The sequence below is a fragment of the Pseudomonas sp. NPDC086581 genome (assembly GCF_044746165.1).
GTDB lineage: Bacteria > Pseudomonadota > Gammaproteobacteria > Pseudomonadales > Pseudomonadaceae > Pseudomonas.
The window spans coordinates 302,306-323,113 of record NZ_JBIVBR010000009.1 but is presented as its reverse complement, the minus strand read 5'-3'; the positions used below and the strand labels follow the sequence as shown (position 1 = coordinate 323,113).

Annotated in this window: 25 protein-coding genes; 18 read left to right on the top strand and 7 right to left on the bottom strand. The window is 60.3% G+C overall.

Annotation, left to right across the window (positions count from 1 at the left end; translation table 11 throughout):
* The first annotated feature begins 3 nt into the window (after window positions 1–3).
* The 10 genes from ACIPK7_RS19895 to ACIPK7_RS19850 all read left to right on the top strand — a co-directional run bounded on the left by ACIPK7_RS19895 (window position 4) and on the right by ACIPK7_RS19850 (window position 7,694).
* On the top strand, window positions 4–684 hold the full coding sequence (locus tag ACIPK7_RS19895) for a TenA family transcriptional regulator (protein ID WP_401089729.1): 681 nt from the start codon (window positions 4–6) through the stop codon (window positions 682–684).
* Window positions 671–1,477, top strand: a complete 807-nt coding sequence (locus tag ACIPK7_RS19890) for an SDR family oxidoreductase (RefSeq protein ID WP_192225293.1) — start codon at window positions 671–673, stop codon at window positions 1,475–1,477. The genes ACIPK7_RS19895 and ACIPK7_RS19890 overlap by 14 nt, the downstream gene beginning before the upstream one ends.
* A complete protein-coding gene (locus ACIPK7_RS19885) occupies window positions 1,474–2,115 on the top strand; it encodes a tetratricopeptide repeat protein (RefSeq protein ID WP_192225294.1) in 642 nt (213 codons plus the stop codon). The genes ACIPK7_RS19890 and ACIPK7_RS19885 overlap by 4 nt, the downstream gene beginning before the upstream one ends.
* A 2-nt stretch (window positions 2,116–2,117) precedes the next feature.
* The gene (locus tag ACIPK7_RS19880) at window positions 2,118–2,780 is read left to right on the top strand and encodes a response regulator transcription factor (protein WP_192225295.1); all 663 of its coding nucleotides are present in this window, start codon (window positions 2,118–2,120) and stop codon (window positions 2,778–2,780) included.
* Window positions 2,777–4,144: an ATP-binding protein gene (locus tag ACIPK7_RS19875; RefSeq protein WP_192225296.1), complete on the top strand. Its 1,368-nt coding sequence runs from the start codon at window positions 2,777–2,779 to the stop codon at window positions 4,142–4,144. Before ACIPK7_RS19880 ends, ACIPK7_RS19875 begins: the two co-directional genes overlap by 4 nt.
* 130 nt (window positions 4,145–4,274) lie before the next feature.
* Complete coding sequence (locus ACIPK7_RS19870; protein WP_192225297.1) at window positions 4,275–4,622, top strand: metalloregulator ArsR/SmtB family transcription factor; 348 nt, start codon at window positions 4,275–4,277, stop codon at window positions 4,620–4,622.
* Between the two features lie 20 nt (window positions 4,623–4,642).
* A complete protein-coding gene (locus tag ACIPK7_RS19865; RefSeq protein WP_401089726.1) occupies window positions 4,643–5,926 on the top strand; it encodes an arsenic transporter in 1,284 nt (427 codons plus the stop codon).
* Window positions 5,927–5,953: 27 nt separating this feature from the next.
* Window positions 5,954–6,424 carry an arsenate reductase ArsC gene (locus ACIPK7_RS19860; RefSeq protein ID WP_138217043.1) on the top strand — a complete coding sequence of 157 codons (471 nt, stop codon included), beginning with the start codon at window positions 5,954–5,956 and terminating at the stop codon, window positions 6,422–6,424.
* Between the two features lie 12 nt (window positions 6,425–6,436).
* Window positions 6,437–7,138 carry an arsenical resistance protein ArsH gene (arsH, locus tag ACIPK7_RS19855; RefSeq protein ID WP_401089724.1) on the top strand — a complete coding sequence of 234 codons (702 nt, stop codon included), beginning with the start codon at window positions 6,437–6,439 and terminating at the stop codon, window positions 7,136–7,138.
* A 7-nt stretch (window positions 7,139–7,145) separates the two neighbouring features.
* Window positions 7,146–7,694 carry an arsinothricin resistance N-acetyltransferase ArsN1 family B gene (locus ACIPK7_RS19850; protein ID WP_401089722.1) on the top strand — a complete coding sequence of 183 codons (549 nt, stop codon included), beginning with the start codon at window positions 7,146–7,148 and terminating at the stop codon, window positions 7,692–7,694.
* Between the two features lie 82 nt (window positions 7,695–7,776).
* Here ACIPK7_RS19850 and ACIPK7_RS19845 read toward each other — a convergent pair whose 3' ends face one another.
* Window positions 7,777–8,280, bottom strand: a complete 504-nt coding sequence (locus tag ACIPK7_RS19845; protein ID WP_401089720.1) for a hypothetical protein — start codon at window positions 8,278–8,280, stop codon at window positions 7,777–7,779.
* Window positions 8,281–8,455: 175 nt separating this feature from the next.
* Here ACIPK7_RS19845 and ACIPK7_RS19840 point away from each other — a divergent pair, with 175 nt between their 5' ends.
* Entirely contained in the window at window positions 8,456–8,884 is a 429-nt protein-coding gene (locus ACIPK7_RS19840; RefSeq protein ID WP_192225303.1) for an anti-virulence regulator CigR family protein, read from the top strand.
* A 71-nt stretch (window positions 8,885–8,955) separates the two neighbouring features.
* Window positions 8,956–9,465, top strand: a complete 510-nt coding sequence (locus ACIPK7_RS19835; protein ID WP_192225304.1) for a hypothetical protein — start codon at window positions 8,956–8,958, stop codon at window positions 9,463–9,465.
* A 369-nt stretch (window positions 9,466–9,834) separates the two neighbouring features.
* Here the strand turns inward: ACIPK7_RS19835 and ACIPK7_RS19830 are convergent, their stop codons facing one another.
* Complete coding sequence (locus tag ACIPK7_RS19830; protein ID WP_401089719.1) at window positions 9,835–10,728, bottom strand: NAD(P)/FAD-dependent oxidoreductase; 894 nt, start codon at window positions 10,726–10,728, stop codon at window positions 9,835–9,837.
* A gap of 217 nt (window positions 10,729–10,945) precedes the next feature.
* Here ACIPK7_RS19830 and ACIPK7_RS19825 point away from each other — a divergent pair, with 217 nt between their 5' ends.
* The 3 genes from ACIPK7_RS19825 to ACIPK7_RS19815 all read left to right on the top strand — a co-directional run bounded on the left by ACIPK7_RS19825 (window position 10,946) and on the right by ACIPK7_RS19815 (window position 15,838).
* Entirely contained in the window at window positions 10,946–11,563 is a 618-nt protein-coding gene (locus ACIPK7_RS19825) for a TetR/AcrR family transcriptional regulator (protein ID WP_401089718.1), read from the top strand.
* 73 nt (window positions 11,564–11,636) lie between these two features.
* Window positions 11,637–12,758, top strand: a complete 1,122-nt coding sequence (locus ACIPK7_RS19820) for an efflux RND transporter periplasmic adaptor subunit (protein ID WP_401089717.1) — start codon at window positions 11,637–11,639, stop codon at window positions 12,756–12,758.
* Complete coding sequence (locus ACIPK7_RS19815) at window positions 12,755–15,838, top strand: efflux RND transporter permease subunit (protein ID WP_401089715.1); 3,084 nt, start codon at window positions 12,755–12,757, stop codon at window positions 15,836–15,838. Before ACIPK7_RS19820 ends, ACIPK7_RS19815 begins: the two co-directional genes overlap by 4 nt.
* A 95-nt stretch (window positions 15,839–15,933) precedes the next feature.
* Here the strand turns inward: ACIPK7_RS19815 and ACIPK7_RS19810 are convergent, their stop codons facing one another.
* Window positions 15,934–16,365, bottom strand: a complete 432-nt coding sequence (locus ACIPK7_RS19810) for a GFA family protein (protein WP_401089713.1) — start codon at window positions 16,363–16,365, stop codon at window positions 15,934–15,936.
* Between the two features lie 107 nt (window positions 16,366–16,472).
* On the opposite strand from ACIPK7_RS19810, the gene ACIPK7_RS19805 reads away from it, so the two are divergent.
* On the top strand, window positions 16,473–17,357 hold the full coding sequence (locus ACIPK7_RS19805) for a LysR family transcriptional regulator (RefSeq protein ID WP_401089752.1): 885 nt from the start codon (window positions 16,473–16,475) through the stop codon (window positions 17,355–17,357).
* A gap of 445 nt (window positions 17,358–17,802) precedes the next feature.
* Window positions 17,803–18,279, top strand: coding sequence for an EamA family transporter (locus tag ACIPK7_RS19800; protein ID WP_401089711.1), 477 nt, complete (start codon window positions 17,803–17,805; stop codon window positions 18,277–18,279).
* Window positions 18,280–18,481: 202 nt separating this feature from the next.
* Here the strand turns inward: ACIPK7_RS19800 and ACIPK7_RS19795 are convergent, their stop codons facing one another.
* Genes ACIPK7_RS19795 through ACIPK7_RS19780 form a run of 4 tightly spaced genes read right to left on the bottom strand, consistent with a single transcriptional unit; the run spans window position 18,482 to window position 19,832 of the window.
* Window positions 18,482–18,760, bottom strand: a complete 279-nt coding sequence (locus tag ACIPK7_RS19795) for a hypothetical protein (protein ID WP_401089709.1) — start codon at window positions 18,758–18,760, stop codon at window positions 18,482–18,484.
* Window positions 18,761–18,775: 15 nt separating this feature from the next.
* Window positions 18,776–19,111: a DUF6088 family protein gene (locus ACIPK7_RS19790; RefSeq protein WP_401089707.1), complete on the bottom strand. Its 336-nt coding sequence runs from the start codon at window positions 19,109–19,111 to the stop codon at window positions 18,776–18,778.
* Complete coding sequence (locus ACIPK7_RS19785) at window positions 19,108–19,347, bottom strand: BPSL0761 family protein (RefSeq protein ID WP_401089750.1); 240 nt, start codon at window positions 19,345–19,347, stop codon at window positions 19,108–19,110. Before ACIPK7_RS19785 ends, ACIPK7_RS19790 begins: the two co-directional genes overlap by 4 nt.
* Before the next feature lie 35 nt (window positions 19,348–19,382).
* Window positions 19,383–19,832: a hypothetical protein gene (locus tag ACIPK7_RS19780; protein WP_401089705.1), complete on the bottom strand. Its 450-nt coding sequence runs from the start codon at window positions 19,830–19,832 to the stop codon at window positions 19,383–19,385.
* A gap of 139 nt (window positions 19,833–19,971) precedes the next feature.
* Between ACIPK7_RS19780 and ACIPK7_RS19775 the strand changes: the two genes are divergently transcribed.
* Window positions 19,972–20,274 carry a helix-turn-helix domain-containing protein gene (locus tag ACIPK7_RS19775; protein ID WP_401089703.1) on the top strand — a complete coding sequence of 101 codons (303 nt, stop codon included), beginning with the start codon at window positions 19,972–19,974 and terminating at the stop codon, window positions 20,272–20,274.
* Window positions 20,275–20,808 lie beyond the last annotated feature (534 nt).

Here is a 20,808-nt window from a genome sequence, read left to right as displayed (position 1 = left end):
GCCATGAACTTCTTCGACACTCTCCAATCAGCCACCACCCAGGAACGCCAGGCACTTTTCAGCGTTCCCGTCATTCGCGACGCCCTGGGTGGCGTTGTCAGCCTGGAGGGTTACATCGCCTTCCTCACCCAGGCCTATCACCACGTTCGCCATACCGTTCCACTGATGATGGCGTGCGGCGCTCGCCTTCCCAGCCGTCTTGAATGGTTGCGCAGTGCAGTCTGCGAATACATCGAGGAGGAGTACGGCCACGAGCAATGGATTCTCAATGACATTGCAGCCTGCGGTGGTGACGCGGAGCTGGTGCGCAACAGCCGCCCCAGTCTGCCGATCGAGCTGATGGTGGCCTTCCTCTATGACCTGATTGCCCGCGACAATCCTGTCGGTCTGTTCGGCATGGTCAACGTCCTCGAAGGCACCAGCATTGCCCTCGCCACGCAGGCCGCCGGCAGCATCCAGCAAGGACTTGGTCTACCGCCGACGGCATTCAGCTACCTGAGCTCCCACGGCGCGCTCGACCAGGATCACATGGCGACCTATCGCGAGTTGATGAACCGCCTGGATCGTCCGGAAGATCAAGAGGCGGTGATTCATTCCGCCAAGGTCGTCTACCAGCTGTACACCGAGATGTTCCAAGGCCTGCCGCGAGCCCACCAGCCAGAGGTGCAGCATGCGCTTGCGTGAGTCGGTGGTGGTATTGACCGGTGCCAGCGGCGGCATTGGTCTGGAACTGGCCAGCCAGCTGTGTGCTGGCGGCGCACGAGTGCTGGCCATCAGCCGACACCTTGGCGGTCTGGCGGTGCTCATGAACCGCTATCCCCATCAGTTGCGCTGGCACTCTGCTGACCTTCGTACCAGGAGTGGCCGGCAGGAGGTCGCCACCGCGGCCTGGGCCATGGGCGGGGTGAACGTGCTGATCAATGCTGCAGGTGTGAACCGCTTCGCCCTGCTTGAGCAGATCGATGAGGACACCCTGGACGACCTGCTGGATCTCAACATCAAGGCCCCCCTGCAGCTGACCCGCCTGCTGCTGCCATTGTTGCGCGAGCAGCCTCATGCGTTGGTGGTCAACGTCGGCTCCATCTACGGCTCCATCGGCTATCCCGGCTACGCGACCTATAGCGCCAGCAAGTTCGCCCTGCGCGGATTCTCCGAGGCGCTTCGACGCGAATTGGCAGATACCACGGTCGACGTTCTCTACGCGGCGCCACGTGCCACCCGTACATCGATGAACACTTCAGCCGCCACTGCGCTCAACCAGGCGCTGAAAGTAGGGATGGATGATCCGGTCGATGTCGCGCGGGCAGTACTTGATGCGGTGCAACACCAACGCAACGAGCTGTACCTGGGATGGCCGGAAAAACTCTTCGTGCGCCTCAACGGCATGCTGCCCGGCGTGGTCGACCGCGCGTTGCGCAAGCAGCTCCCACTGATCCGCCGTTACAGCGATGCCAACGCCAAGGAGCACAGCAAATGAAACGCCTGATACTCGCCAGCCTCATTGCCTTCTCTCCGCTTACCTGGGCGCTCGATCAGGCTGGCAGCCAGCACCTCAGCGCGATCCAGCAACGTTGGGCGCAAATCCAGTACCAGATGCCTGAGGCGCAACGCGCAGCCGCTTTCGAAAAGCTGGCGGGCGACGCAGAGGCCTTCACCCGCGAGCAGCCCCAGGCTGCGGAAGCCTGGATCTGGAACGGGATCGTCACCAGCAGTTGGGCCGGCGCCACAGGCGGGCTTGGCGCGCTGGGCAAGGTCAAGGCTGCCCGGGCGAGCCTGGAGAAGGCCCTGACTCTCGATCCAAACGCTCTGCAGGGGTCGGCTTATACCAGCCTCGGCGCACTGTATGACCGAGTGCCTGGCTGGCCCATCGGGTTCGGTGACTCGGACAAGGCAGATGAGCTGCTGCGCAAGGCGCTGCGGTTGAATCCGGAAGGCATCGACAGCAATTACTTCTGGGGTGATCATCTTTATCGCCAAGGGCATTACGTCGAAGCGCGTGCGGCTTTGCAGAAAGCACTGCAGGCAGAGCCACGGCCCGGCCGTGAGCTGGCCGACCAGGGCCGGCGCGGCGAAATCGATGCTTTACTCAAGACGATCAAGGACAAGCAGGACTAAGCATGCGGCTGCTGGTAGTCGAAGACGATCCCGCTCTGGGGGAAGGTATCTGCAACGGATTGCGTCAGGAGGGTTACACCATCGACTGGCTGCAGGACGGGGTGAGTGCATTGCACGCCTTGCAGCAGGAGACTTTCGATCTCGTCGTGCTGGATCTGGGACTTCCGCGCCTGGATGGCATCGAGGTGCTGCGCCGGTTGCGTGCTGGGGGCGATGCGGTGCCCGTGTTGATCCTGACTGCCCGTGACGCGACCGATGATCGCATCGCGGGTCTCGATGCCGGCGCCGACGACTACCTGGTCAAACCTTTCGACCTCAACGAGCTGAAAGCTCGTCTGCGTGCGCTCCTTCGACGTAGCGCAGGTCGCGCCAAGGTGCTGATTGAGCATGCAGGGGTGACACTCGACCCGGCCACTCGGCAAGTCAGCTACCAGGGACATCCAGTCGTGCTGACCCCGAAAGAGTACCGGCTGCTCCATGAACTGCTGTCCCAACCCGGCAAGGTCTTCACCCGCGAGCGGCTCACTCAGCTCCTCTACGGATGGGATGAAGAGCCCGAGAGCAACACACTGGAAGTGAACATCTACCACCTGCGCAAGAAACTCTTCAACGATCTGATCCGCACCGTTCGCGGCATCGGTTATCTGGTGGAAGGAAAAGCATGAGCTCGTTGCGCCAACGCACGCTTTGGCGAGTCATGCTGCTGTTGCTGGTCGGTACCAGTCTGCTTGCGCTCTACAACTATCACGACAGCAGCCACGAGATCGACGAGATCTACGACGCCCATCTGGCGCAAAACGCGCGCCTCTTGCAAGGCGTCATGAGCATGCCGCTGGACGACAAGGATCGCCATGCGTTGTACCTGGCATTCAATGAAGCCCTGAGTCAGGCGGGCAAGCATCGCGTCGGTCATCCCTACGAAAGCAAGCTCGCCTTCCAGGTGTGGCGCATCAACGGTGAAGTCCTGGTACATACGGTCAGTGCCCCGAGCTTCACTCGTCCTCTGTCCAAGCCCGGCTTTTCCAACATCATGGTGGGGGAGCAGCAATGGCGCAGCTTCGTGCTTCCCGTGCCAGAGCGCCAGTTGGTGATCTGGGTCGGTGAGCGCAACGATGTGCGCGACGATCTGATCGGTCGCATCGTCCGCCACACCCTGTTTCCCTTCCTGATCGGCAGTCTCGCGTTAGCGCTGCTGGTGTGGCTGGCCATCGGCTGGGGGCTGCAACCGCTGCAGAACATGGCACGTGTCATCCGAGCGCGGCACGCAGAGTCGCTGGAGCCACTGCAACTCGTGCCTCTGCCCCGGGAGCTGGAACCCATGCAGGCGGCGCTTAATCGTCTGCTCGGGCAAATCGATGAATTGCTGCGTCGAGAACACCGATTCATTGCCGACGCTGCCCATGAGATGCGGACTCCTCTGGCAATCCTTCGCCTGCATGCGCAGAACGCGCTTGAAGCCAGAAGCGATGCTGAGCGAGATAATGCCCTGGAGTTTCTGGTCGGCGGTGTGGATCGTCTCAGTCGAGTGGTCAATCAGCTACTGACCATGGCGAGGATCGAGCCGCGACTAGGGCAACGCAACTGGGTGGCAGTGGATGCCGCCGCAGTGGCGACGGAAACATTGGCGGAGATGACACCCTGGATATTGGATCAGGGCCAAGAGCCGTCTCTGGAGATCACCGAGGGCAACTATCAGCTTCAAAGTGATGCAGGAGCCCTCGGCATTGCCCTGCAAAACCTAGTGGCCAACGCAGTGAATCACTCACCAACTGGCGGTCGAATCAACGTCACGCTGCACCGTAAAGGCAACGCCATCGTATTCAATGTCGAAGATCAGGGCCCTGGCATCGACAAAGACGACCTCGACCGTGTCTTCGAGCGTTTTTACAGCAAAGGCTCTGAAAACGGCGCCGGACTGGGCCTGTCCATTGTGGCGATGATCATGGAGCGGCTTGGGGGCAGTGTGCAGTTGAGCAATCTACCCTCCGGCGGGCTTCGGGCAACGCTAAGACTCATACCTGCATCCTAGACTGCGATTGGTCGGAAGCTGGCTCTCTCCAGAGGCGGCAAGCGGAGATTAGCGGGCAATCAAATCCAGGATGCTTGCACCTTACATATGGAAATTCGTATATTCGATTTTCCATATGTAAGGTGAAGCCATGATCACTCCTCCCGAAGTCTTCAAGAGCCTGGCCGACGAGACCCGTGTTCGCGCCACCCTGCTCATCGCCAGCCTGGGCGAGCTCTGCGTCTGCGAGCTGATGTGCGCGCTGGACGACAGCCAGCCGAAGATAAGTCGCCACCTGGCGCAATTGCGCAGCAGTGGTCTGCTGCTGGATCGCCGCCAAGGCCAGTGGGTGTATTACCGCCTCAACCCCGAGCTGCCTGCCTGGGTGCATGAGATGCTGCAGGTCACCCTGCAGGCCAACGCGCAATGGTTGGCCGACAACACCCTCCGCCTGCAGAACATGGATGGCCGCCCCGTCCGTGATGCCGCCTGCTGCTGATCCCTTCGAGCGAGTCCTCCATGCTGGTCGCCGTTGCTGTCTTCGTCTTCACCCTCGTACTGGTCATCTGGCAGCCCAAGGGCCTTGGCGTTGGTTGGAGTGCCGCGCTGGGTGCGATCATTGCCCTGGCCGCCGGTGCGGTTTCACTGCACGACATTCCGACCGTGTGGGCCTTCGTGTGGAACGCCACCGCCACTTTCATCGCCGTCATCATCATCAGCCTGCTGCTGGACGAGGCTGGCTTCTTCGAATGGGCCGCATTACACGTCGCGCGGTGGGCCAATGGCAGCGGCTACCGGCTGTTTGCCTTCTGCATACTGCTCGGCGCTGCTGTCTCGGCGCTATTCGCCAACGATGGTGCAGCGCTGATCCTCACCCCCATCGTCATGTCGATGCTGCTCGCCCTGCGCTTCTCGCCCGCAGCGACCCTGGCCTTCGTCATGGCTGCCGGTTTCATCGCCGACACAGCGAGCCTGCCGTTGGTGGTTTCCAACCTGGTAAACATCGTCTCGGCCGATTACTTCGGCCTGGGCTTCGCCAAGTACGCTTCGGTGATGGTGCCGGTGAACCTCGCCAGTGTCGCCGCCACCCTGCTGGTGCTGTTCCTGTTCTTCCGTCGCGACATCCCAAGGCAATACGCGCTCGATGCGCTGAAGGAGCCAAAGGCAGCGATCCACGACCGCGCCACCTTCATCGTCGGCTGGTGGACGTTGCTGGTGCTGCTGGTCGGCCTGTTCGCCCTGGAACCGCTGGGCATCCCGGTGAGTGCCGTGGCTGCTGTCTGTGCGGCCATCCTGTTTGCCGTCGCCGCTCGCGGGCACCGCATCTCCACCCGCCGCGTGCTGCGCGAAGCGCCCTGGCAGGTTGTGATCTTCTCCCTCGGCATGTACCTGGTGGTGTACGGCCTGAAGAATGCCGGCCTCACGGACTTTCTCACCCACCTGCTCGACCGTCTTGCCGAACAGGGCTTGTGGAGCGCCGCCATTGGTACCGGCATGCTCTCGGCGCTGCTGTCATCGGTGATGAACAACATGCCCAGCGTGCTGGTCGGCGCCCTGTCGATCCAGGCCAGCGGCGCGGAAGGCCTGGTACGCGAGGCGATGATCTACGCCAACGTCATCGGCTGTGACCTCGGCCCGAAGATCACCCCCATCGGCAGCCTCGCCACGCTGCTCTGGCTGCATGTGCTGGAGCGTAAAGGCATGCGCATCACCTGGGGCTACTACTTCAAGGTCGGCATCCTGCTGACCCTGCCCGTCCTGCTGATCACCCTTTCGGCCCTGGCGCTGCGCCTGAGCCTCTGATGTCCGCGTTGAGCGGAGGAGTCCTCCATGCGAGTCCTGTTCATGTGCACGGCCAACAGCTGCCGCAGCATCCTTTCCGAAGCGCAGTTCAACCACCTGGCGCCGGAAGGTTTCGAGGCGGTCAGCTCCGGCAGCTTCCCCAAGGGCCAGGTGCTGCCGCGCAGCCTCACCACCCTGCACCAGGCCGGTATTTCCATCGAAGGCCTGAGCAGCAAAGGCAATGACGCGTTCGAAGGCAATCCGCCAGACATCGTCATCACCGTCTGCGACAAGGCCGCCGGCGAAGCCTGCCCGGTGTACTTCGGCCCGGCGCTGAAGTCCCACTGGGGGCTGGAAGACCCGTCCGATGTGGTGGGTGATGAGCCCGCCATCGACGCAGCCTTCCGCGCCACGCTGGCGCGCATCGAGCTGCGCTGCCGGGCCTTCTTCGCCCTTCCTTTCGCCACCCTCGGCCGCGACGAACTCAAGCGCGAGCTGGATCGCATCGGCGCTCTCTGAGCAGGAGGAAACATGTCCGAGCAACTGCCCAACCTCGACCTTTCGCTGTTCGACCTGCCGCCTGCGGCACCCAACACCAGTGAGCACAAGCCACGCATCCTGCTGCTCTATGGATCGACCCGCGAACGCTCCTTCAGCCGCCTGCTGGTGGAGGAAGCTGCGCGCCTGCTGGAGCACTTCGGCGCTGAGACGCGCATCTTCAATCCTTCGGGCCTACCGCTACCTGACGATGTGCCGGTGGAGCATCCCAAGGTGCAGGAATTACGTGATCTGGTGCTATGGTCGGAAGGCCAGGTTTGGTGCTCGCCGGAGCGACATGGCGCCCTGTCTGCGGTGTTCAAGGCGCAGATCGACTGGATTCCCCTGGCGCTCGGCGCCGTGCGCCCCACCCAGGGCAAGACGCTCGCTGTGATGCAGGTCTGCGGCGGCTCGCAGTCGTTCAACGTAGTCAACCAGCTGCGCGTACTCGGCCGCTGGATGCGCATGTTCACCATCCCCAACCAGTCCTCGGTGCCCAAGGCCTACCTGGAGTTCGACGATGCCGGCCGGATGAAGCCGTCGGCCTACTACGATCGCGTGGTGGACGTCATGGAGGAACTGGTGAAGTTCACCCTGCTGCTGCGCGACCGCCAGGAGTTCCTGGTGGATCGTTATTCCGAGCGCAAGGAAAGCGCCGAGCAGCTTTCCGCCCGCGTGAATCAGCGCTTGATCTGAGGCCGCCATGCCCATCGAAATCAGACAAGCACGCCCTGAAGATGCGCCGGCAATCCAGCTCATCTACGCCCCCATAGTGGCGAATACGGCAATCTCCTTCGAGGAGATACCGCCGACCATCGAGGAGATGCGGCAGCGCATCGTCACGACCTTGCAGACGTACCCTTACCTCGTCGCGATGCGTGATGGACGCCTGGTCGGCTACGCCTACGCCAGCCAGCACAGAGCACGTGCCGCATACCGATGGGCCGTGGATGTGACCGTCTACATCGCAGAGGGTGAGCGTCGTACTGGAGTGGGCCGCAGCCTCTATGCCGGGCTGCTTCCCCTGCTCACCAAGCAGGGATTCAACGCGGCCTATGCCGGTATTGCGCTACCCAACGCCGGTAGCGTGGGCCTGCATGAGCGGCTCGGATTCCGGCACATCGGCACCTTCCCGCAGGTAGGCTTCAAGCTGGGCCAATGGCACGACGTTGGCTATTGGCGACTGGAGCTTGGTGAACCGGGCAACTCGCCCGAGAATCCGCGTCGATACTGCGACGTTGTGGGGAAGTAACAGCACTGGGCGTGCAATCCTGCCCCACTACGTGAGGGCCGGCCTATAAGAGCCGGCCCTTTGGGCGTCGCTATAAAAGCAATCAGTCATCGTTCTTCGTGGACGAATCCACTGCGTTACTCAGACCTTTGTTGTTGTGGGTGCCAGGCGTCGTGGAAGAGATGGCTGTCGCCTTGGAAAGACCACGAGTGTCCTTGGAGTGGGCGACACCCGAGGTAGTCGAGCCATGGCCGCTATCGTCATTGCGGGCGCTGCCGTAATGGTTGCCGCTCAGGCCATGATCACGAGTGGCCTTGCCAGCGTGCTCGCCACCGTCGTTCGCACCATTGCTCTTGGCGCCATGCACACCAGAATTGCCATCAGACTTACCACCCGAATGACCAGCGCTGTTGCCACCACCGTGGCCGCTACCATTGCCGCCGCCGTGGCCGCCACCGTTTCCTCCGCCGTTTCCACCGCCATTACCACCGCCACCACCGTTGCCCTTGGCATAGACCGAACCAATCGGAGAGAGGTCGGCGGGCAGCATTGCTGTGGCACCCAGTGCGAAGGCACAGACTGCTGCAACAACCAGGGATTTCTTCATAGTAGAGACGCCTCCAGGGGCGATATTGAGTTAGTTCTGAGACAACACTGCAGCCCCCGTGGTTCGTAGCCTCCCGACGAAATGCTGGCACTGAGGTGCCGGCTTGTTCACTTCGGTTTCACATCTGAACGGCTACGCTCAACCTCTACTGAATGCACCACAAGGAGTTGTGCAAATGTTCAAGCTCAACACGCTGCTTTCGGCCGCCCTGGGCGTTGCGCTGATCAGCTCGGCCCCTGCTTTGTTGGCTGACCCTGGCAAGGGGAAAGGGCATGGCCAGGGTGGGCAGCATGGCAACCAAGGGCAAGGTGGCGGGAACAACTGGCAAGGGGGCCCTTCGATCGACATCGGCGGGGTACAGGTCATCCTCAACGACAACCGCAACTACTGGAATCCTGGCGCATCGCTACCGCCGGGAATCCAGAAGAACCTCGCCCGTGGCAAGCCGTTACCACCAGGTATCGCGAAGAAACTCGACGGCCGACTGGTCGGTCGCCTACCTCATTACGACGGCTATGAATGGCAGCAGGCGGGTACCGACCTGCTTCTGGTGACCATTGCCACCGGCGTCATCTATGAAGTGCTGCACAACGTGCTGGATTGAGTATCTGTGTTGATAGCGCAACTGGTGAACAGTAATGCGCTTCAGGGTCATCTACGTGAGTAATGCGCAGCATGGTTGACTACGAGATTCGCCGGCTCAACTTCCGTCACCTCCTGGATCGCACCTACGGGGTAAACGCCCCAGGTGCGCAGAGCCGAGCTGCTGAAAAGCTCGGCAAAAATCCGACCCTGATATCACGATGCTTATGGCCAACGTCCAAGCAGGGTTTCAGACGGATCGATGAGGACTTGGCCAGGCAGATCGAGATCGCTTTTGCTCTACCTGCTTACTCGTTGGACTCGTTGGAGAAGGGACAGGCCAGTGGCCTTCATGTGCGGGAGCCTTTGGCTTTAGGAGCTTCGCATGACGACCATCCGGGCAAACACATTTTGGCCGCCGAGCACGCAACCCTCGATGAAGTGCGCAAGCTCTGTGAGTTGATCCTGAGCGGCTTATCTCCGGATATGCAGACAGCCATCATTGCCGGCGCAGAACATCTCACCGTTCCGATAAAGGCCGCCCAGCTCAAGGTGCTAATGGAGTTGACTGGCAGCACCGCCAGCTATCCAGACAAGCGCTGAGCGTCCATGTGAAACGTCCGCTATGGGTCGATTGTGTTGAAAAAGCCCCTCTGCGATTTCTGTCTGTGAAAGTGGGCCGCTGACGTTGAAATCTGAAGCAGTTCTGCTCCCGATCTGCTTCAGATTTCGCGTAGCAACGCTTCGTCGGTCGCTTTTTCAGCCTTTTGCTAGCGAGCCGAGACGGCTCCGACTTTTTCAACAGAATCGGTCGGTAGCTGCCTCCCTCCCACAGCAACAATTGGCCAAAAGCGAACGATGAGATAGCAGCCGTTGAGAAAGAGCAAGATTTCGTACATTCCACCCTTGTCAGGGCTTATAGACGGGCTTCCTCGAAAGCAATGACTCAATTGGATAAGAATATCTATTCTCTCAATCCAACATCGACTGCTGGGCAAAGATTCCCGCCATCGCGCCCTGCGATGATGCCTGGGTGACCGATGGCAAGAAGGGTGTCGTGAGGTCGCCGGCGGCATATATACCGGGCGTGCTGGTTTGGCGGCGTTCGTCGACGTTGAGGACGATGCCGGTGGGAGTCTCGACCGTGGCAAGGCAAAGCGATTCATGCAGACCTGCGGACGGCCTGTTGCGCGGATGGGCGAACAGGATGTCGACCGCGACATTGCGGCGGGTATCGAGATTGACTGTGGCGATATGGCCCTCTTGGTGAGCGATCTCGACGATCCGGCCATCGACGACAGGTATGTTGCGGCGTTCCAGGTCGGCCTGGATATCGGGCGCAATGTCATGACCATCGGCAAAGAGAGTCAATTTGTCAGTCCAATCGCCGAACAGCCTGGCAGATTGGTGCGACTGCGGGCCGGACCAGACGAGGCCCCAATGCTGGCCGGCGACTTCGAAGCCATCGCAATAGGGGCAAGGCACAATGGACTTACCCCAACTTTCGGCAAAGCCTGGGATGCTCGGCATTTGGTCAACGACGCCATAGCTAAGGATCACGCGTCGCGCCGCAAAGCTCTCGCCGCTGTCGACGAGGACGGAAAAATCGTCGATCGCGCCGGAGATGCTGTCGGCCCGGGCTTTGACGAAACTGATGGTAGGGTAGCGCGCGAGTTGCTTGCGCGCCTCGGCCAGGATGTCCTGCGGTGGCTTGTGATCGTGGCCGAGCATTCCATGCGAATGGCCGGCGAAGCGGTTGCGCGGCAGGCCGGTATCCAGAACGGTGACCTTGCGACGGGCCCGGCCGAGCTGCAGGGCGGCTGCAAGGCCGGCAAAGCTGCCGCCGATGATGATGACGTCATTCATGGTGATGGGCTCCGCGTTGTGTATGGAGGGGGGCCGGAATTTGCGTCCCACTTCACTTAGCTACTGCCAACTACACGAATTGCCGGCTGATCATCGCGATAGATATGCCTGGCAGGTATGGCCTTCCTCCTCACGGGGGGAAATCCGGGTGCGCGTGACCATAATACATTTTGGTCACACGTTGTCCATCCCCTGACGGCTATGTAGGCTATGCCGCATGAACAAGACACGCACAGCAAAAACAACCACCCGCGGCCCTGCAGATCATGAGGTGCGCGATCAGATTGTGGCCGCAGCCACCGAGCACTTCAGCCTGTACGGCTACGAGAAGACCACGGTGTCCGATCTCGCCAAGTCGATCGGATTTTCCAAGGCCTACATCTACAAATTCTTCGAGTCCAAGCAGGCCATTGGCGAAATGATCTGCTCGAACTGCATCGGCCAAATAGAGGCCGAGGTCCGTGCCGCCGTCAGCGAGGCTGATCGTCCGCCAGAGAAGCTGCGCCGCATGTTTAAGGCGCTTGTGGAGGCGTGCCTGCGCCTGTTGTTTCAAGACCGTAAGCTCTACGAAATTGTCGTGTCCGCAGCCTCTGAACGCTGGCAGGTGACTATTGCGTATGAAAATCTCATTCAGGAGATCATCCAGGGCATCCTGCAGCAAGGTAGGCAGAGCGGCGACTTCGAGCGAAAGACCCCGCTCGATGAAGCCACCAAGGCGGTCCTCCTGGTCATGCGCCCGTATTTCAACCCGCTACTTCTGCAATACAGCCTCGATGCCACCGAGGAGGCTCCCCTTCTTTTGTCCAGCCTGGTGCTGCGAAGTCTGTCGCCATAATAATAGTGACCATTGACTAATTTGGTCACTAGATTCAAAGTGAGGCTCCCTACTTCCTTGCGATGGGTTCCTCATGCGCCGGCGCAGCCTCCTTTTTTCCACTCTCATCGGCATGATGCCGATCGCGCTGGTCGCCTGCGGCGAAAGAGCGCCGACCGATCCGCGTACGGAAGCGCCACTGGTGCGGGCCATTGCACCTCAACCGGCGGCACCCGCCCCGAGGTCGTTCACCGGCACTGTTGCCGCACGCGTCCAGAGCGACCTGGGCTTCCGTGTATCGGGCAAGGTCCTGGAGCGGCTCGTCGACACTGGTCAGTCGGTCAAGCGGGGGCAAGTTCTTCTTCGCCTTGATCCTGTCGATCTGAACCTCGCCGCGCGTGCGCAGCGCGAAGCCGTCGCCGCAACCCGGGCGCGAGCGAAACAGGCCAGTGAAGATGAGGCCCGCTACCGAACGCTGCGCGGAACCGGCGCGGTATCGGCATCTGCCTATGCTCAATACAAAGCCGCAGCGGACACCGCGCGAGCACAACTTAGCGCGGCCGAGGCTCAAGCCGAGGTCGCCGCCAATGCGACCGGGTACGCCGACCTGTTGGCGGATGCCGATGGCATCGTCATGGAGACGCTGGTAGAGCCTGGCCAAGTGGTCAGTGCCGGGCAGCCCGTTGTCAGGCTGGCGCATGCGGGGCCGCGCGAAGCCGTTGTGCAGTTGCCGGAGACGTTGCGTCCGGCGGTTGGCTCCTCCGCCCGTGCCACGCTGTTCGGCAAGGACAACGTCAGTGTCGTGACTAGCCTCCGCCAGCTCTCGGATGTCGCCGATCGGCTGACCCGTACCTTCGAAGCGCGGTATGTGCTCGATGGCGAACTTGCCCAAGCACCGCTGGGCACCACTATCACGGTTCAAATTGCGGCGGGGACAGTGCAGGAGCAGGCGCGGAATGATCTGCAGATTCCGATTGGCGCGCTCTGCGACGAAGGGAAAGGCCCGGGCGTGTGGGTCATTCAAGGCAGTCCGGCAAGAGTGTCCTGGCGGCCGGTTACGGTGCTGAGCCTCGATGATGAGCATGCACGTATCAGCGGCGCGCTCAAGCAGGACGACCGGATCGTTGCGCTTGGCGCGCACTTGCTGCGCGAAGGGCAGCAAGTGCGGGTGGAGGGTCAGGCCGAGGTTGCTGCGGTCGAGGGAGTCTCGCGATGACTGGAGGCCGCTTCAACCTGTCAGCACTTGCGGTACGCGAGCGCTCCATCACCCTGTTCATGGTTTGCCTCATCTCTCTGGCGGGCCTTGTCGCATTCTTCAAGCTGGGACGGGCGGAGGATCCGGCGTTCACGGTCAAGGTGATGACCATTGTGACGGCCTGGCCCGGCGCGACCGCCCAGGAGATGCATGACCAGGTCGCCGAGAAGATCGAGAAGCGCCTGCAGGAGTTGCGCTGGTACGACCGCAGCGAGACCTATACGCGACCAGGGCTGGCGTTCACCACCCTGTCGCTGCTCGACAGCACTCCGCCTTCAGAGGTCCCCGAAGAGTTTTACCAGGCGCGCAAGAAGATTAGCGACGAGGCGAAGACCCTGCCCGAAGGCGTCATCGGCCCGCTGGTCAACGACGAGTACTCGGACGTCACCTTCGCCCTGTTTGCGCTCAAGGCCAAAGGCGAGCCGCAGCGACTCCTCGTGCGCGATGCGGAGTCGCTGCGTCAGCGCCTGTTGCACGTGCCCGGCGTGAAGAAGGTCAACATCATCGGTGAGCAGGCCGAGCGCATCTTTGTGGAGCTTTCTCATGAGCGCTTGGCGACCCTGGGTATCGGTCCACAGGAAGTGTTCGCCGCGCTCAATGGGCAGAATGCCCTAATGCCGGCAGGCTCGGTCGAAACCAGAGGCCCGCAGGTCTTCCTGCGACTGGATGGCGCCTTCGATGAGTTGCAGAAAATCCGCGACACGCCGGTGATTGCGCAAGGCCGCACACTGAAGCTGTCGGATGTCGCCACCGTCAGGCGCGGCTACGAAGACCCTGCGACCTTCCTGATTCGCAACGGCGGCGAGCCGGCCCTGCTCCTGGGCATCGTCATGCGCGAGGGCTGGAATGGCCTCGATCTCGGAAAGGCCCTGAACGACGAGGTGAGCGCCATCAACGGCGAGCTGCCGCTGGGCATGAGCCTCACCAAGGTCACGGATCAGGCCGTCAATATCAGCGCCTCGGTCGACGAGTTCATGATCAAGTTCTTCGTCGCGCTGCTGGTGGTCATGCTGGTGAGCTTCATCAGCATGGGATGGCGCGTGGGTATCGTGGTAGCTGTCGCCGTGCCGTTGACGTTGGCGATCGTCTTCGTCGTCATGGCCGCAACGGGCAAGAACTTTGACCGCATCACCCTGGGCTCCCTGATTCTCGCCCTGGGATTGCTGGTGGACGATGCCATCATCGCCATCGAGATGATGGTGGTGAAGATGGAGGAAGGCTTCAGCCGCGTCCAAGCGTCCGCGTATGCCTGGAGCCACACGGCAGCTCCAATGTTGTCCGGCACATTGGTTACCGCTGTAGGCTTCATGCCCAATGGCTTTGCCCGATCCACGGCGGGCGAATACACCAGCAACATGTTCTGGATCGTCGGTATCGCCCTGATCGCTTCGTGGCTGGTTGCCGTGGTGTTCACGCCCTATTTCGGGGTCAAGTTGCTGCCCGATTTCAAGAAGGTCGAGGGCGGCCATGACGCCATCTACGACACTCCGCGCTACAACCGCTTTCGCCAACTGCTCGGTCAGGTCATCGCTCACAAGTGGAAGGTCGCCGGCGCGGTAGTCGGGCTGTTCGCAATGGCGATCGTCGGGATGGGCGTCGTCAAGAAGCAGTTCTTCCCTATCTCCGATCGCCCCGAAGTGCTGGTGGAGGTGCAGATGCCCTATGGCACATCCATTGCCCAGACCAGCGCGGCCGCCGAGAAGGTGGAAGCCTGGTTGGCTCAGCAGAAGGAGGCCAGGATCGTCACGGCCTACATCGGCCAGGGCGCACCCCGCTTCTTCATGGCCATGGGGCCGGAACTGCCGGACCCTTCGTTCGCCAAGATCGTGGTGCGCACCGACAACCAGGATGAGCGCGAAGCCCTGAAACTTCGGCTGCGCCAGGCAATCGCCGACGGCCTGGCCAACGAGGCGCGAGTTCGGGTCTCGCAACTGGTCTTTGGCCCGTACTCTCCCTACCCGGTTGCGTACCGAGTGACCGGGCCGAATCCGGACAAGCTTCGCGACATCGCGGCTGATGTGCAGCAAGTCATGGAAGCCAGTCCGATGATGCGGACAGTCAATACCGATTGGGGTACCCGCGTGCCCTCGTTGCACTTCACTCTGCAACAGGACCGTCTGCAGGCGGTTGGCCTGACCTCCAGCGCCGTCGCACAGCAGCTGCAGTTCCTGCTGAGTGGGGTGCCGATCACCGCTGTGCGTGAGGACATCCGTACCGTGCAAGTCATGGCGCGTGCAGCCGGCGATATCCGCTTCGACCCGACCAGAATCATGGACTTCACGTTGGCGGGCGCCGATGGGCAACGCATCCCGTTGTCGCAAGTGGGCAATGTCGAAGTGCGCATGGAGGAGCCGATCATGCGTTGGCGCGACCGCACGCCGACGATCACCGTACGGGGCGACATTGCAGAGGACTTGCAGCCGCCGGATGTCTCGACCGCCATCAGCCAACAGCTCCAGCCCATCATCGAGAAGCTGCCAAGTGGTTATCGCATCGAACAGGCCGGTTCCATCGAAGAGTCGGGCAAGGCGAGCAAAGCCATGCTGCCGCTGTTCCCGATCATGCTGGCCGCCACGCTGATCATCATCATCCTGCAGGTGCGTTCGATTTCCGCGATGGTCATGGTCTTTCTGACCAGCCCGCTAGGACTGATTGGCGTTGTGCCCACGCTGATCCTTTTCCACCAACCCTTCGGCATCAATGCTCTGGTCGGGCTGATCGCGCTGTCCGGCATTCTCATGCGCAACACGCTCATCCTTATTGGCCAGATCCGCCACAACGAAGCGGAGGGGCTAACCCCATTCCAGGCGGTCGTCGAAGCCACAGTGCAGCGCGCCAGACCGGTGATACTTACCGCACTGGCCGCCGTCCTGGCCTTCATTCCTCTTACCCATTCGGTGTTCTGGGGCGCGCTGGCGTACACGCTGATCGGCGGTACCTTCGCTGGAACGGTGCTGACCTTGGTCTTCCTGCCAGCGATGTACTCCATCTGGTTCCGGATACACCCCATCAGCCATGCGCCAATCGTGCAACCTGCATAACATTATGCCGGCATTCTTGCCGGCAACAGAAAACGTCTCTAGACCGGTTTTTTTCGGTAGGCAGCAATCGGCCAGAAGCGGACGCTGGTCGTAAATCAAAACAGTGCTACTGCAAACTCTTCCGGCGTAGGGCTTTCCGGCCATTGGGGAGCTTCGACCGGCAGCACTATCCAGGGCTGTTTGCGTTTGGCCCAGATGTGCGCTCGCGGAGTCCACTGCGATGCGCCTTCAAGCACGCCGGCACGCACTATGCGCACACCTGGAGCTGCGGTCGTTTCATTGAACAGGCGGGTCAGACAAGCCGCGCAGGCGTATTGAGTCGAGCTCTGCCCCTGGTGTTCGTCTGCGTACTCGCACAGCTCGCCGACAGCTTCTACGGATTGCGCCGGGCACAGCAGGTGTAGACCGAAAGCACTGCCGCTCCAGCGCTGGCAGTTCAGGCAATGGCACGCATAAAGCGGTGGAAGGACGTCCGCATGCAGACGAATGCTGACTTTGCCGCATCGGCACTGTCCGGTGAATCCCATGGTGTCACTCCTTACAATGGCGCATTTGGATGTTCAAGAAGCGCATGATCCATCGTCCTGGCGCCGGACAGAAGAGAGCAATTGGAGCAACCGTTGGTAGCAAATGTATGAGCGGAATCGAGTGGGAAGGACAACGGGTATTCCTCGCTGTGCTGCGTTCTGGAAGTCTGTCGGGCGCCGCCAGGCTGCTGGACATAGCGCAGTCCACCGCGCGCCGGCGTCTGGAGAATCTGGAAAGCGCCCTCGGGCTCAGTCTGTTCACTCGGACACCCACCGGCCTGACGCCGACAGACTCCGCACGCCAGCTCATCCGTCACGTGGAGTCGATGGACATTGCCGCCCAGGCATTCAATCGCATGGCCAGCTCGGAGACGGACGACTCCCACGGCGTGGTCAGAGTCACGAGCAGTGACCTGCTGGGCGTGGAAGTCCTTCCACGGCTATTGCGTGACTTCCACCATGAGCGTCCAGGGCTCGATCTCCAGCTGAGCATCAACGACCAGATGCAAGACCTCGCCAGGCAGGAGTCGGACATTGCAGTTCGCCTGGTGCGACCAAGCGAAGCGGGCATAGTGGTGCGACGTCCTGGCGTTTTGCGGGTCGGCATTTATGCCAGCGCCGAGTGCCTGAAGCGCTATGGAGAGCCCAAGAGTCTCGACGCATTGCGCAAGGCCCCATTGATAGGGCCAGATCGGCGCTCTGCCGATCTGCGCCGGTTGGTCGAAACCGGTCTGTGCGAAGCGGATCAGCGCTTCGCGATCGCGACAGACAATCATCTGGCTCAGCTCGCAGCCATTCGCGCCGGACTTGGCTTTGGCCTGTGCCCAGTCACCGTCGCTTCACGCTATCCCCTGACCCAGGTGCTGCCAGACAGCTTCGGCTTCGAGGTCGACGTGTGGCTCGCCATGCACTCCGATTTGCGCCGTATCAAACGTATCTCGCGGGCCTTCGAAGCTTTGGGCGATGCCTTGCAGAAGGAGCTGACTGGATAGAGCACCTCTGCCCGCAGCACGAGGCATGAGAGTCCGCTATGGGTCGATTGCTGCCCTGGATGCGGGACAACTACCGACCCATAGCGGGCGGTATTGATTGCACACCAGACGCGGCAACCGTCACCCTCCTTATATCCAGCAGGAGCATTTTGAAATTGTGCTCGCAGCACGGTATTGACAACTTTCTCAGCTGAGTCGGTCGAAGAGGACTCACTCACTTTGAAGCTACCTGATGCAACGTCATTCACTGCGATACGGGTGATTTCCGGGGCGATTACGCTGCTGGCAATCCTGCTCCTACAACACGAAAAAACTAAGGCCGGCTGGTTCGAGCTGGTGGTCTGCAGTCCTGTTATTCACGTACGTAGCCGCATTCTCGTTCGCCTATCGCGACATCAGCACTGGGGCCGGAGCGCTGGTTCTTTTCGCAGCCGCACAGCTTCTGATGATCTCGTACGGCTACTTCAAAGGCGAACGAACAAGCATCCTGGGCGTGCTGCTTGCACTGGGCGGTATGGTTGCCTTTCTGATGCCTTCCGCATCAGCACCGCCTTTGTCAGCCGCAGCGCTCATGGCAATTGCAGGTTTTGCCTGGGGCGGCTTTTCCTTGCTCGGGCGAGCATCCGACTCCCCAATTGCCAACACAGCGGCGAGCTTCTTGTCGGCCGTCCCTTTTGCCCTGATCCTGCTGTTCGTCCAACGGGAGCAGCTGAGATTCGACACCCTGGGTATTACCTGTGCCGTACTTTCCGGAACCCTGGCTTCCGCGATCGGATACGCGATCTGGTACTGGGCCCGTGTTCGAATGACAGCGATCAGTGCCGGGGCAGTGCAGCTTTCGGTGCCGGTGCTCAGCGCAGTACTTGGCGTACTGCTCCTCAGCGAAGGCATTTCATGGCTGAGCGGGGGCTATCGGCGATGATCACATTGACCGGCGTGGCTTGGGTCACCCTGACAGCAACAGGCAGGACGTCACTGCAGCCGAAGTCAGGTGATCCCCTCGCCACTTGATCCACATGACCATTGCGTGCCTTGGACGAACTTACTCGTCGCACGATGAATTTTCACATATGGGGGCGCGAGAGCTTCAACCAATCACATTCGGCTCCCTCCAGCGCCGTCGTTCACTCGACTGAAACGGCGAATGCCCCAGCGATCGCTTGGCGCATCCAGATTGGCATCGAGCTATCCAAAAGCTTCTGTTGATCCTGGGGTGTGAGCGTCTTGAGGATCTTAGTGATGTTATCCAAGGTGAGCGAATCGTGGCGCAGGTAGTACAGGGCTGCGATTGCCAATCCGGCAGCAGAGTCAGTGTGCTGGAAGCAGTATTTTGGAACTTGTACTAGCCTGACCGTGCTCCCGTAGACCTGAATTTTCCGGCTGCGGCCCGTGGTGTAATACACAGGCGTTACCTGCATCTACGTACTTAGGCCGAATTTCCGAACAGCCTCAGCACCGTGGACTTGAAACTCCTCATTTTTCGATCTCACAACTACTTCCACCACATCTAGCATGCTCGCCCCTATCCAGCCAAATTGCTTATGGAAATCCGGGCGAACGTAAATACCTCTGCCCACTCGTTCAATTTTCCCAGCACTCAGTAGTCTGTAGAGCGCGCTGTAGACTGCGTTTGGTGAGCCGAGCGTCAAGAGTGAGCTGCTCAGAAAGGGCTGGAGAAGAGGAGTAGAAAGAACCTGATTTCTTACGACGCTTGCTACATCGATTTGTGAAATCCCAGAACATTGGCGAGTCATGGACTTTCGGTGGTGGAGGAACTGAAGATCGGCCCCAAAACAGGGGCCAATCCTCGCCCACTATCCAATGATGCCTCTTCAATCCTACCAGCCAAGAGAACCTGGTCCGCGCTTGGATAGTGTCGCAGTAAGAATTTGGCGTCGGATCTAATCTTGGAAGGAAGCGTGGCGTTCCTAGAGATTTCAATTAGAAACTCGCGGGCTTGAATGACTGCACGGCTACGTTCATGTGGCATGGTCATGAGTCTTCTCCAAGGCATAGCCAAACCCTCTAACGCTGCGGTGAGCGCCACGACGACTTGTAGATGTGCTTGTCGACGCGCAAGGGCTCTGACCACTCGCCTTGCTCGGAAAAGTACTTTTTGCCGCTTGCGGTTTTGAGCATGACGCCGGATCGGTTGGTCACTGCGTCAGACACCTGAAGAACTTCGTCAAGCCTCTCCATCCCCAAGTACTCGGTACCATTGAGTCTGCTTAGAGTTGCTACTGACAGGCTTTCAATTTGGAAGCATGGACCTTCTTCGAAGATTGCCTTCTTAAGATCGCTGACGCTGGTCATCATCACAGCACTTTTGTAGCGGGCGCGGCCGATCGCACGTATGACTTGCATGATCAGAAGCGGTGCGTTCAGCCCAAACTCTACGTAGGGCCAAGCCTGTACCGAGTCATCCTTGGCCGGGTTCCCCAAGAAAATCTCACCGTGTCGATGTGTCACGAACATGGCTTGCTCCCTCTTTGGCGTCGAACGTGGCCAACAGTGCTTTATGGGAGGCTACGCTCCAAGGCACCGATGAACAATATATTTTGTAGCCATATATTGTTCAATATCGCTTTATCGCTTCCTTTTGCGGGTATGCAAAATGGAAACGAAAGAGCGCTTCGGGAAAGCTCTGCGGCTGGTGCGCCTTCAAAGGAGCCTGTCCCAAGAAGCATTTGCACTCGTGAGCAGTAGGACGTTTGTCAGCATGTTGGAGCGAGGGAAGACGAGCCCCACGCTGGAGAAGCTCGAAGAGCTCTGCTCGGTTCTCGGAGTGCACCCTGCCACACTGGTAGCGCTGACCTATCTCCCCGATGGCCGAGACAAAGAGAGATCTGGAAGAGAGCTTCTGCAGATTATCTCAAGGGAGCTTCAACAACTGCTCGAAGGAATGCCAGACGATTAAGTGGCGCCGTCTGTGACACTCGCCTCTCCGAGCCGCTCAATGCGCGCTCAAGCTCCGCTGTGAGGGAAAGACTCGCGGCCTTCGTCCTCTGCCTCACACGCCTTCTGGAAACATCGTCCGGCAGAGCACGTCACTGCTGCAGTTGAGACCGATCAATGTGGAGGAGATGTTAGCCCACACTTTTCTTTCCTGAACGGACAGTCCCACCGACGGAACACCATCCGTTCGCACCTAGCGCAAATTTGTAAATAACCTTACCCAATATCGCACTTTATTTACTTAATCAGTAAAAAGCCGATCTCAAACTGGGAAAAACCCTCTCAAGGGCCTTGCTTTCGGGCTTATTGACAGGTCATGAGCGCATCATAAGCCCCCATGGATACCTGACTTCTGGGATGAATTGTGATCGGGATGGCCGGAACGGACGACGGCAGGTTCCGGGACGCCGGCTCACTGGCCGGAGCGGCAGCGCTCGAACGCTTGCGAGCGGGCTGCCGGCGGGCGCGAACGGCCGATGGACGGCCCTTCGCGCGG

What these genes read in the sequence shown, in the direction of transcription:
- ACIPK7_RS19885 (WP_192225294.1), top strand. Translation starts at nt 1,474, where the DNA reads ATGAAACGCCTGATACTCGCCAGCCTCATTGCCTTCTCTCCGCTTACC.
- ACIPK7_RS19895 (WP_401089729.1), top strand. Translation starts at nt 4, where the DNA reads ATGAACTTCTTCGACACTCTCCAATCAGCCACCACCCAGGAACGCCAG.
- ACIPK7_RS19810 (WP_401089713.1), bottom strand. Translation starts at nt 16,365, where the DNA reads ATGGGATTCACCGGACAGTGCCGATGCGGCAAAGTCAGCATTCGTCTG.
- ACIPK7_RS19825 (WP_401089718.1), top strand. Translation starts at nt 10,946, where the DNA reads ATGAACAAGACACGCACAGCAAAAACAACCACCCGCGGCCCTGCAGAT.
- ACIPK7_RS19875 (WP_192225296.1), top strand. Translation starts at nt 2,777, where the DNA reads ATGAGCTCGTTGCGCCAACGCACGCTTTGGCGAGTCATGCTGCTGTTG.
- ACIPK7_RS19790 (WP_401089707.1), bottom strand. Translation starts at nt 19,111, where the DNA reads ATGACTCGCCAATGTTCTGGGATTTCACAAATCGATGTAGCAAGCGTC.
- ACIPK7_RS19805 (WP_401089752.1), top strand. Translation starts at nt 16,473, where the DNA reads ATGAGCGGAATCGAGTGGGAAGGACAACGGGTATTCCTCGCTGTGCTG.
- ACIPK7_RS19820 (WP_401089717.1), top strand. Translation starts at nt 11,637, where the DNA reads ATGCGCCGGCGCAGCCTCCTTTTTTCCACTCTCATCGGCATGATGCCG.
- ACIPK7_RS19800 (WP_401089711.1), top strand. Translation starts at nt 17,803, where the DNA reads ATGATCTCGTACGGCTACTTCAAAGGCGAACGAACAAGCATCCTGGGC.
- ACIPK7_RS19860 (WP_138217043.1), top strand. Translation starts at nt 5,954, where the DNA reads ATGCGAGTCCTGTTCATGTGCACGGCCAACAGCTGCCGCAGCATCCTT.
- ACIPK7_RS19850 (WP_401089722.1), top strand. Translation starts at nt 7,146, where the DNA reads ATGCCCATCGAAATCAGACAAGCACGCCCTGAAGATGCGCCGGCAATC.
- ACIPK7_RS19775 (WP_401089703.1), top strand. Translation starts at nt 19,972, where the DNA reads ATGGAAACGAAAGAGCGCTTCGGGAAAGCTCTGCGGCTGGTGCGCCTT.
- ACIPK7_RS19840 (WP_192225303.1), top strand. Translation starts at nt 8,456, where the DNA reads ATGTTCAAGCTCAACACGCTGCTTTCGGCCGCCCTGGGCGTTGCGCTG.
- ACIPK7_RS19870 (WP_192225297.1), top strand. Translation starts at nt 4,275, where the DNA reads ATGATCACTCCTCCCGAAGTCTTCAAGAGCCTGGCCGACGAGACCCGT.
- ACIPK7_RS19785 (WP_401089750.1), bottom strand. Translation starts at nt 19,347, where the DNA reads ATGCCACATGAACGTAGCCGTGCAGTCATTCAAGCCCGCGAGTTTCTA.
- ACIPK7_RS19780 (WP_401089705.1), bottom strand. Translation starts at nt 19,832, where the DNA reads ATGTTCGTGACACATCGACACGGTGAGATTTTCTTGGGGAACCCGGCC.
- ACIPK7_RS19815 (WP_401089715.1), top strand. Translation starts at nt 12,755, where the DNA reads ATGACTGGAGGCCGCTTCAACCTGTCAGCACTTGCGGTACGCGAGCGC.
- ACIPK7_RS19845 (WP_401089720.1), bottom strand. Translation starts at nt 8,280, where the DNA reads ATGAAGAAATCCCTGGTTGTTGCAGCAGTCTGTGCCTTCGCACTGGGT.
- ACIPK7_RS19890 (WP_192225293.1), top strand. Translation starts at nt 671, where the DNA reads ATGCGCTTGCGTGAGTCGGTGGTGGTATTGACCGGTGCCAGCGGCGGC.
- ACIPK7_RS19865 (WP_401089726.1), top strand. Translation starts at nt 4,643, where the DNA reads ATGCTGGTCGCCGTTGCTGTCTTCGTCTTCACCCTCGTACTGGTCATC.
- ACIPK7_RS19880 (WP_192225295.1), top strand. Translation starts at nt 2,118, where the DNA reads ATGCGGCTGCTGGTAGTCGAAGACGATCCCGCTCTGGGGGAAGGTATC.
- arsH (WP_401089724.1), top strand. Translation starts at nt 6,437, where the DNA reads ATGTCCGAGCAACTGCCCAACCTCGACCTTTCGCTGTTCGACCTGCCG.
- ACIPK7_RS19835 (WP_192225304.1), top strand. Translation starts at nt 8,956, where the DNA reads ATGGTTGACTACGAGATTCGCCGGCTCAACTTCCGTCACCTCCTGGAT.
- ACIPK7_RS19830 (WP_401089719.1), bottom strand. Translation starts at nt 10,728, where the DNA reads ATGAATGACGTCATCATCATCGGCGGCAGCTTTGCCGGCCTTGCAGCC.